The organism is Corynebacterium sp. KPL2830, assembly GCF_040225635.1.
Lineage (GTDB): Bacteria > Actinomycetota > Actinomycetes > Mycobacteriales > Mycobacteriaceae > Corynebacterium.
Genome location: NZ_JBEHFR010000049.1, coordinates 1 through 7578 on the forward strand (window position 1 = coordinate 1; position 7578 = coordinate 7578).

Sequence of the window (7578 nt, forward strand, 5' to 3'; positions counted from 1 at the left end):
GCCGACGCGGTCATCTTCGCCACGGACGTCGGCGTGCGCGACCGCGAGCGCTTCGCAGGCAAACCAGTCATCGAATCCGGCGTCAAGCGCGCCATCAACGAGCCCGGTAAGATGCTCGATGAAGCCATCGCCGCTGCAAAGAACCCGAACGCCCGCAAGGTCTCTGGCACGGCCTCATCTTCCTCCGCCGAAGAAGAGGGCCAATCGCTGGGCTGGGGCAAGCGCATCCAACAAGCGATTATGACCGGTGTGTCCTACATGGTGCCGTTCGTCGCCGCCGGTGGCCTGCTGCTCGCCCTCGGATTCCTCTTCGGCGGCGCCGATATGGCCAATGGCTGGCAAGCGCTTTCTACCGATTATTCCCTGTCCAACCTGCCGGGCAATGACATCGTCGTCGACGGTGAGACGATGTCGTTCGAACATTCCGGCTACTCGCTTTATATAGGCGCAGTGCTCTTTGCCATCGGCCAGGCCGCGATGGGCTTTATCGTTGCCGCACTTTCTGGCTATATCGCCTACGCCCTGGCCGGACGCCCGGGTATTGCGCCGGGCTTTGTCGGCGGCGCAATCGCCGTAACGCTCGACGCGGGCTTTATCGGTGGCTTGGTTACCGGTTTGTTGGCCGGCTTTATCGCCCTGTGGATTGGCAATTGGAAGGTCCCGCGCTGGCTCGGTTCCCTCATGCCGGTGGTCATCATTCCGCTTTTGACCTCCCTGGTCGTTGGCCTGTTGATGTACCTGCTACTAGGCGCCCCACTGGCCGCGCTGATGGAGGGCCTGCAAAATTGGCTGTCTTCCATGTCTGGCTCATCTGCCGTAGTGCTCGGCATCATCTTGGGCCTGATGATGTGCGTCGACTTGGGTGGCCCAGTCAACAAGGCCGCCTACCTCTTTGCCACCGCCGGATTGTCCACTGGCGACGCAGCCTCCATGCAAATCATGGCCGCTGTCATGGCCGCCGGCATGGTCCCGCCCATCGCGCTGTCCTTGGCAACCTTCATCCGCAAATCGCTATTTACCCCTGCTGAGCAGGAAAACGGTAAGTCCGCCTGGCTACTCGGCCTGTCCTTCGTCTCCGAAGGCGCCATCCCCTTCGCCGCGGCCGATCCGTTCCGCGTCATCCCTTCCATGATGGCCGGTGGTGCCGTGACGGGTGCTATCTCCATGGCGCTGTCGGTCGAGTCCCGTGCCCCGCACGGTGGTGTCTTCGTCGCCTTCGCCATCGATCCATTCTGGGCCTACCTGGTCGCAATCCTTGCCGGCGTAGCGGTGTCCACCGTCGCGGTCTTGGCCATGAAGCAATTCTGGCCCAATAAAACCGTCCAGCTAGCTGCTCAAACGGCTGCTCCAGAGTCAAAGACCGGTTCCCAGAACGTGGCGGCATAAACCAAACACTCGTACACTGGATCACGATAAATTAACCACAGAAAGGATAATTTCCATGGCTTCCAAGACTGTAAAGGTCGGCTCCTCCGTAGGACTGCACGCACGTCCTGCCTCCATCATTGCTGACGCTGCCGGCGAATTCGACGAGGATATCTTCCTGAACCTCGTTGGTGAAGATGACGATAACGAAACCGACGCCGCTTCTTCCCTGATGATCATGGCCCTCGGTGCCGAGCAGGGCGACGAGGTCACCGTTACCTCTGATAACGAAGAAGCCGTTGAGAAGATCGCCGGCCTCATCGAGCAGGATCTCGACGCTTCCTAAAGGCTGCTGCTTCTTACTAGCTCTTAAGCACGACTAGTACGCTCCTCGCCGTGATGGCGGGGAGCTTTTGCGATCCACAAGCAGTTTCCCGTTGCTCTGTAGGCCGGCTCGTTGTCGAGTTAGTGCAGCGCTTGATTCCAGCCAGCGGTCGGCGGCCTGTCGATTCAGTTCCGGCTGCTAGGGGTCGTGGCCCACGGAGGAAGCCAGCGAACCTTTCCTTGTATTCGGGCCAATCGCCCCCTCCGCGGCGGCGCCTGCGGGTCATCATCGTTGACGCCGTTATGGTACGGGCAACACGTGGCGAGATTTGCGGCATTGGTATTGCCACCGTGCTGCCAGCTTTCTAGGTGGTGGATCTGACACTCATCCGCAGGATAGTTACACTTTTCCCAGGGGCACACTGGGTTTACGGCGGCAGCCATCAATCGCTGCTTCGCGTTGGCGAACCTGGAGGTACGGTACAAATTAACCGGCCCTTCAACGGGATGTACTAGCGTGATGTACCCGTGATCGCTTAAGACTCGGCTCACGAGGTCTGCGCCGCTGATTCGCGAGCCGTTGGTGAGCTGCAGGGTTATTTCCTCACCATCGCCATCGACGATGCGGTCGAGCTCGTCCAAGGTGATAACCACCTGCGTGGTTGCAGTGGTGCGCGCCCCAGACTTCCCTCCGAAGAAGATGGATTTAACGGACTCCAGTGGGCGCTCGTTATCAAGGGCAGAGTGCATATCGGCGACGTCGGCGGATTCCCCGGTGATGGTCAACGACCACGGTCCGCGCGGCCGGCGGGTGAGCCGCACGCCTTTCTTGGGAGTGCGGGGCGGTTGCAGCTCCCGCAAGAGGGCGCGCGCCCGCTTGCGCAATGCTGTGGCGCTTCCGCGGAACTGGCATAACTCGGAGCGTACGGCCCAGGCATCGCGCTGGGTGCGAGCGCGCAGCGCGAACTTTTCGATGAGGCTGAGCACGTCGAGCGGGTGCGTCGTCGAGCGCGCCGTGCGTTGCTTGGCGCTAAAGGCACAGCGGCCAAAATAGACATCGCAAAGATGCACCACCTCGCGCGCGGCGATGTCGCTGGCGCCGCGCTGCACCAAGTCGCGCTCGCTTAAGCCCTGGGCGGCAGCGATGATGTCCATCCCCTGGCCCAGCGCGGATAAGTAACGGTCGAGTGCGTTCATGCCGCCTAGTACAGCGCAGAACCCGGTGCATCAGCGACCGCACGCACGAAGGCCTGTGGATTACGCTGCGAACCTTACCGCCACGGCGCTATTTCGCGGCGGGGTCAACAAAGTTATCCACAGATTTTAGTATTTAGCGTCGTGGCCTTCGCCCACAGTTTCGTACAGCTTTCGCATGATCGGATACGCAATGATGATGCCGACAGAACCCCAGGCGATGCCCTCCAGGCTCACCCCACCCACGGTCAGGGTCAGGTTGCCGATGCCCGCGATCAAGGCCACCGCGGCCGCCGTAAGGTTCACCGGGTTATTGAAGTTGACCTCATTATCCATCCAGATGCGCACGCCCAGCATGCCGATAAGACCGTAGAGCACGAGGGTGGCCCCGCCAAGCACGCCGGTGGGGATGGTGAAAATCAGCGCACCGAACTTCGGGACGAACGCCAGCAAAATAGCGGTCAGGGCGGCAACCCAATACGCGGCCGTGGAATAGACGCGCGTGGCGGCCATAACGCCGATATTCTCTGCAAACGTTGCAACCCGATTCCACTACCAGTGGTTTCACAGTTCCGCAGGTCAGAACCGTCCGAGCATTCAGGTTATTCCGGCCATTCCAGGGGTTCCGGCGTGGCTTGCGGGATTTTTGCGGGATCCTGGGGGTGTCCCCCCGCTACCCGCGTTGTGTTCTGCCTTGCGAGCTGGGCGGCTTAGGATACTTTCGTACCCCCTGTGACACGAGATACTGGGAGTTGAATTATGGCTGAGCAGCATAAACCGCCAACCTGGAAAACCGTCCTGGCCTGGGCCTCCATCATCCTCGGGGTGCTGTTGGTGCTCGGAGGTCTCCTCAGCATCGGGAAGGGCGGTGTTGGAACCTTCATCGGTGCGGTCATCATGGGGGTCGCGATCATCTTGCCTGGCGGCTGGTGGATGTACTGTGAGAAGCACGACAGGGACGCTCTGCGGAAGCCGCGAAGGGGGTTGAGAATTACACGTTCTTGTCCGAAGCGGATCGTACCTGCTTGGTAAGCCGTCCGCCGCTGAGAAGGTCAACCGGCGGTGGCCTGTCATTGCCATCGGGTCCATCGTGGGGCTGGTTGTGGGGTCTGCGATTGTCCCGGCGACAGAGAGCGACGTACCCGAGAAGGAGCCTGTGGTGGAGACTCCTACGGCGATGCAGACCTGCGTTGTGGAGGTGACCTCAGAGGGGGCTGTGACCGCAGAGGTCACCCTGACCGAGGTGGTCACCCAGGAGGAGGAGCCAGAGCAGGTTGAGGAGCCGGTGGAAACCGCTGTCGAGGAGAGCAACGACACAGCTGCGGGGGACGTGGAGGAGGCTAACGCTCCGGCCCCTGTGGCGGATCCTGCTCCCGCCTATGAAGCTCCTGTCGCCCCGCCCCTGCAGCATCCACCTACTACAAGAACTGCGCAGCCGTGCGTGCTGCCGGTGCTGCTCCGCTCTACACAGACAGCTCCGGTAACAGCCGCGATCTCGACAAAGACGGCGACGGCGTGGCCTGCGAGTAGCCCCACCTAGAAAGGAACCCATCATGCAGTGCACCACTATCCGGCCCCTGGGCGTCTTGATCCCCGCTGCCCTGCTCCTGTCCGCGTGCAGCAGCGCTAATGAGGCCAAGGAGGACATCACCACGACTGCGGAAGCCGCTCCTTCCACCGAGGTGGCTGCGTCCTCGGACCCCACACTGGACACCATCAATGAAGGAGAGCCTTTCACCATCACCTGCGATGGTGATCGGACCTGCGACATTGACGTCACTATCAGCAACGTGGCTCTACATGACCAGTGTCCCCGAGTCGCCAGCTACGTAGACGCCCCACCGAGGAGCAGACCTATCTCACCTTTGACGCGGAGATCGCCGTCAATGAGTACTCCTGGTCGGATAACTTCTCCTTCACCACCGGCGACGCGAAAGTGCTCACGAAGGACGGATATTCGGAGCCGCTGGGCATCGCATTCGATTGCGAATCTTTGTCCCCACAGGGGATAGCCTCACCCGCGTGGGTGAAAACAGCGCACGCAGAACGTCTACGCGGTACCTGCGAACGCGGAAAATCTCACCATCTCACCCCGAGGTGCGACGAAGGCTTGGGTACTGGATCTTCCGGGGGCTCCGGCCCCTGCTCAAGGTGATGACAACACCTCAAAGCTACCCGCGCAACCCGCCCAGCCGGTCGATGACGCCACGGCACCGCCTGCCCCGCCCGTACAGGACACCGGGCAGACCACCTCCCACTGCCTCACCGACCACACCCTTTACCAGCGTGGCACCACGGTATTCACCGACGGCACCACCGGATGGACGAAACAGTGCGCAGCGAAGTTCGACGCCGCCCCGTAGCCCCCTGCAAAACTCCTTACCTGCCCCTGACCTCATGCAAGCCAGGGGCGCTTTCGTACATATCTGACGTGAGGGGAATCTCTTCTTCTCGGTTGTGAAACCTGCGGCGCTACCCTACCATGATTGATATCCCAGTCACACTAGTTAAGGAGGGGACATTAGAATCAAAAGACTACTTGCGGTCAGCCTTAGCGCAGCGGTATTCGGCCCACTCACTACGATCCCCGCGCAGGCTGTTGACATGCCAGATCCTGCGGTTTGGGGCGCTTGCCCACAAGACGGAGCAAAAGACATTGGCAAGGTGATCCGCACATGGCACGGTGGCCCCTACGGGCCGCCAGAAAACCAGCTTGGCGCTGGCGACATCACCCTGAAATGCGGAACTGAGAACGTCGGATTCCGCCACATTGTCAACCGCCACGGCCCGCAGTGGCAAACACTCGCCGACATCGAGGGACGTAACTGGCGCGACATCGCAGACATGGCGCTCACCAAGAACATCACTAATCCCGATCAAACTGCCCCGCAAGATGGTGGCAAATGGTGTGTCAGCTCAGAGATCTATCTCGTCAACAAGGACTCTGGAGAAGTCGTCAAGACAAAGCGAACAAGGACGATCCTGACCGACAAGCATGAAGTGCTCACCACTTTTCCGACGGATGACGGGTGCAACTGATGTCACCCCAGGCCAACTCCATCAAGGAGCAACTCGTGGCATACTTTGCTAACCACAAGCGGCTCCATCTTATGGAAGATGACGATGGGTTAAGGGTCAATATAGTCCGAGGTCACGCCAAGAACGTAGTCAGTTCCATTCCGATAGCACTAATCGATTCAGAGTGGATAGACTACTTTGAGAGATGCGCTAGGGATGACAACCATCCAATCTCTCTCATGGCTGTACATCTTGACGAAGCCGTATCCATAGCAGTTGAAGCGAAAATGAGTCCAGCAAAAATAGTGCTAGACGGAACCTTCGCTCCCATACCAAAAGGATAAACCCAGCACAGTGGGACACGGGAACATCACCCGTGGCCCTCCGTGCTATGCTTGGATCCCAATGAGAAAATCCCCGATGGCCTGCGCACCACCGGGGAAACAACGGGCCTGTCCCCCACCACGAGGATCAAACACCTCCAAGGAGCATAGCACGGCTATCCAACGCCGCGTCACCAAACCCCGCAAGAAGGCCGACAGCACCTACACCAAAGGCCGCACCCGCTGGGTAGCCCGCTACCGGAACAACATCGACCGGGAGCACTCCAAGACCTTCGACACCGAGAAGCAGGCCAAAGCCTGGCTCCAGGAGCAAGTGCGCGCGCTTCACCGCGAGGAGTGGATCGACCCCAGCCCGCAAGCGCACCGTCCAGCAGATCATGGAAGCCTGGGCTGCCCGGGCCGTGCGCAAGACCCCCGAGACCTCTACCGGATCACCATCAACAACCTTGGCCCTTGGCCTCTACAGGGTGTACCAGCGTGATGTACCCGTGGGAGCTTAGGACCCGGGTGACGAAGTCAGCGCCCCTGATTCGCGAGCCATTGGTGAGCTGCAAGGTTATTTCCTCGCCATCGCCATCGACGATGCGGTCGAGCTCGTCCAAGGTGATGATCACCTGGGTGGTAGCGGTAGTGCGCGCTCCGGACTTCCCGCCGAAGAAGATGGACTTGACCGATTCCAATGGGCGCTCGTTATCGAGGGCAGAGTGCATATCGGCGACGTCGGCGGATTCCCCGGTGATGGTCAACGACCACGGGCCGCGCGGCCGGCCGGTGATCCGCACGCCTTTCTTGGGAGTGCGGGGCGGCTGTAGCTCCCGCAAGAGGTCGCGCGCCCGCTTACGCAAGGCAGTGGCGCTTCCGCGGAACTCACATAACTCGGAGCGTACGGCCCAGGCATCGCGCTGGGTGCGAGCGCGCAGCGCGAACTTTTCGATGAGGCTGAGCACGTCGAGCGGGTGCGTCGTCGAGCGCGCCGTGCGTTGCTTGGCGCTAAAGGCACAGGTTGCGTCCACTAGTGTGGTGTATCTGTAACCCGTGGTAAGCCTCGTGCCGGTGCACAATAAGGCGACCATCACGGGTACCTTTCGAATCAACTTCAACCTATCCTCGAAAGGAATATAACCGCGATGGCCGCTAACCCCCATCATATCGATCCCACTGCGTATCTGGAAGAATTGCTCACCCAAGCCTTTCCAGACTTGATGCGCCAGATGCTTACAGACTTCATTAACCAGATACTTTCAGCCCAAGCTGACAGAGAGTGTCTAATGGTTTGTGTGTAGGTTCCCAACCTGCATAAGGAGATAAGCCAGAATGACTAGTGTGGCACGAC

The 7578-nt window shown here is 60.1% G+C and carries 9 protein-coding genes and 2 pseudogenes; 7 read left to right on the forward strand and 4 right to left on the reverse strand.

Annotation, left to right across the window (positions count from 1 at the left end; genetic code table 11):
• Positions 1-1386 (forward strand): PTS fructose transporter subunit IIC (locus tag ABRP87_RS10930; protein ID WP_349868798.1); only part of this gene is annotated, 1386 nt, incomplete at its 5' end.
• 55 nt (positions 1387-1441) lie between these two features.
• Positions 1442-1711, forward strand: coding sequence for an HPr family phosphocarrier protein (locus ABRP87_RS10935; protein ID WP_023022720.1), 270 nt, complete (start codon positions 1442-1444; stop codon positions 1709-1711).
• A gap of 164 nt (positions 1712-1875) precedes the next feature.
• Here the strand turns inward: ABRP87_RS10935 and ABRP87_RS10940 are convergent, their stop codons facing one another.
• Entirely contained in the window at positions 1876-2886 is a 1011-nt protein-coding gene (locus ABRP87_RS10940; protein WP_349868800.1) for an HNH endonuclease signature motif containing protein, read from the reverse strand.
• Positions 2887-3012: 126 nt separating this feature from the next.
• Positions 3013-3420, reverse strand: a pseudogene (locus ABRP87_RS10945) (solute carrier family 23 protein); the annotation flags it as partial.
• Positions 3421-3642: 222 nt separating this feature from the next.
• On the opposite strand from ABRP87_RS10945, the gene ABRP87_RS10950 reads away from it, so the two are divergent.
• The 4 genes from ABRP87_RS10950 to ABRP87_RS10965 all read left to right on the forward strand — a co-directional run bounded on the left by ABRP87_RS10950 (position 3643) and on the right by ABRP87_RS10965 (position 6245).
• Entirely contained in the window at positions 3643-3915 is a 273-nt protein-coding gene (locus ABRP87_RS10950) for a hypothetical protein (protein WP_023022726.1), read from the forward strand.
• 124 nt (positions 3916-4039) lie between these two features.
• Positions 4040-4423, forward strand: coding sequence for a hypothetical protein (locus ABRP87_RS11285; RefSeq protein ID WP_502879310.1), 384 nt, complete (start codon positions 4040-4042; stop codon positions 4421-4423).
• Between the two features lie 1064 nt (positions 4424-5487).
• Positions 5488-5922 carry a hypothetical protein gene (locus ABRP87_RS10960; protein WP_349852783.1) on the forward strand — a complete coding sequence of 145 codons (435 nt, stop codon included), beginning with the start codon at positions 5488-5490 and terminating at the stop codon, positions 5920-5922.
• Between the two features lie 35 nt (positions 5923-5957).
• A complete protein-coding gene (locus tag ABRP87_RS10965) occupies positions 5958-6245 on the forward strand; it encodes a hypothetical protein (RefSeq protein WP_156904618.1) in 288 nt (95 codons plus the stop codon).
• Positions 6246-6372: 127 nt separating this feature from the next.
• On the opposite strand, the gene ABRP87_RS10970 is transcribed toward ABRP87_RS10965, so the two are convergent.
• The gene (locus ABRP87_RS10970) at positions 6373-6654 is read right to left on the reverse strand and encodes a hypothetical protein (protein WP_023022733.1); all 282 of its coding nucleotides are present in this window, start codon (positions 6652-6654) and stop codon (positions 6373-6375) included.
• 28 nt (positions 6655-6682) lie between these two features.
• A complete protein-coding gene (locus ABRP87_RS10975) occupies positions 6683-7258 on the reverse strand; it encodes a hypothetical protein (protein WP_349868802.1) in 576 nt (191 codons plus the stop codon).
• A gap of 114 nt (positions 7259-7372) precedes the next feature.
• Here ABRP87_RS10975 and ABRP87_RS10980 point away from each other — a divergent pair.
• A pseudogene (locus tag ABRP87_RS10980) lies at positions 7373-7510 on the forward strand (IS256 family transposase); the annotation flags it as partial.
• Positions 7511-7578: the final 68 nt, after the last annotated feature.

What these genes read in the sequence shown, in the direction of transcription:
- ABRP87_RS10935 (WP_023022720.1), top strand. Translation starts at nt 1,442, where the DNA reads ATGGCTTCCAAGACTGTAAAGGTCGGCTCCTCCGTAGGACTGCACGCA.
- ABRP87_RS10940 (WP_349868800.1), bottom strand. Translation starts at nt 2,886, where the DNA reads ATGAACGCACTCGACCGTTACTTATCCGCGCTGGGCCAGGGGATGGAC.
- ABRP87_RS10950 (WP_023022726.1), top strand. Translation starts at nt 3,643, where the DNA reads ATGGCTGAGCAGCATAAACCGCCAACCTGGAAAACCGTCCTGGCCTGG.
- ABRP87_RS10960 (WP_349852783.1), top strand. Translation starts at nt 5,488, where the DNA reads ATGCCAGATCCTGCGGTTTGGGGCGCTTGCCCACAAGACGGAGCAAAA.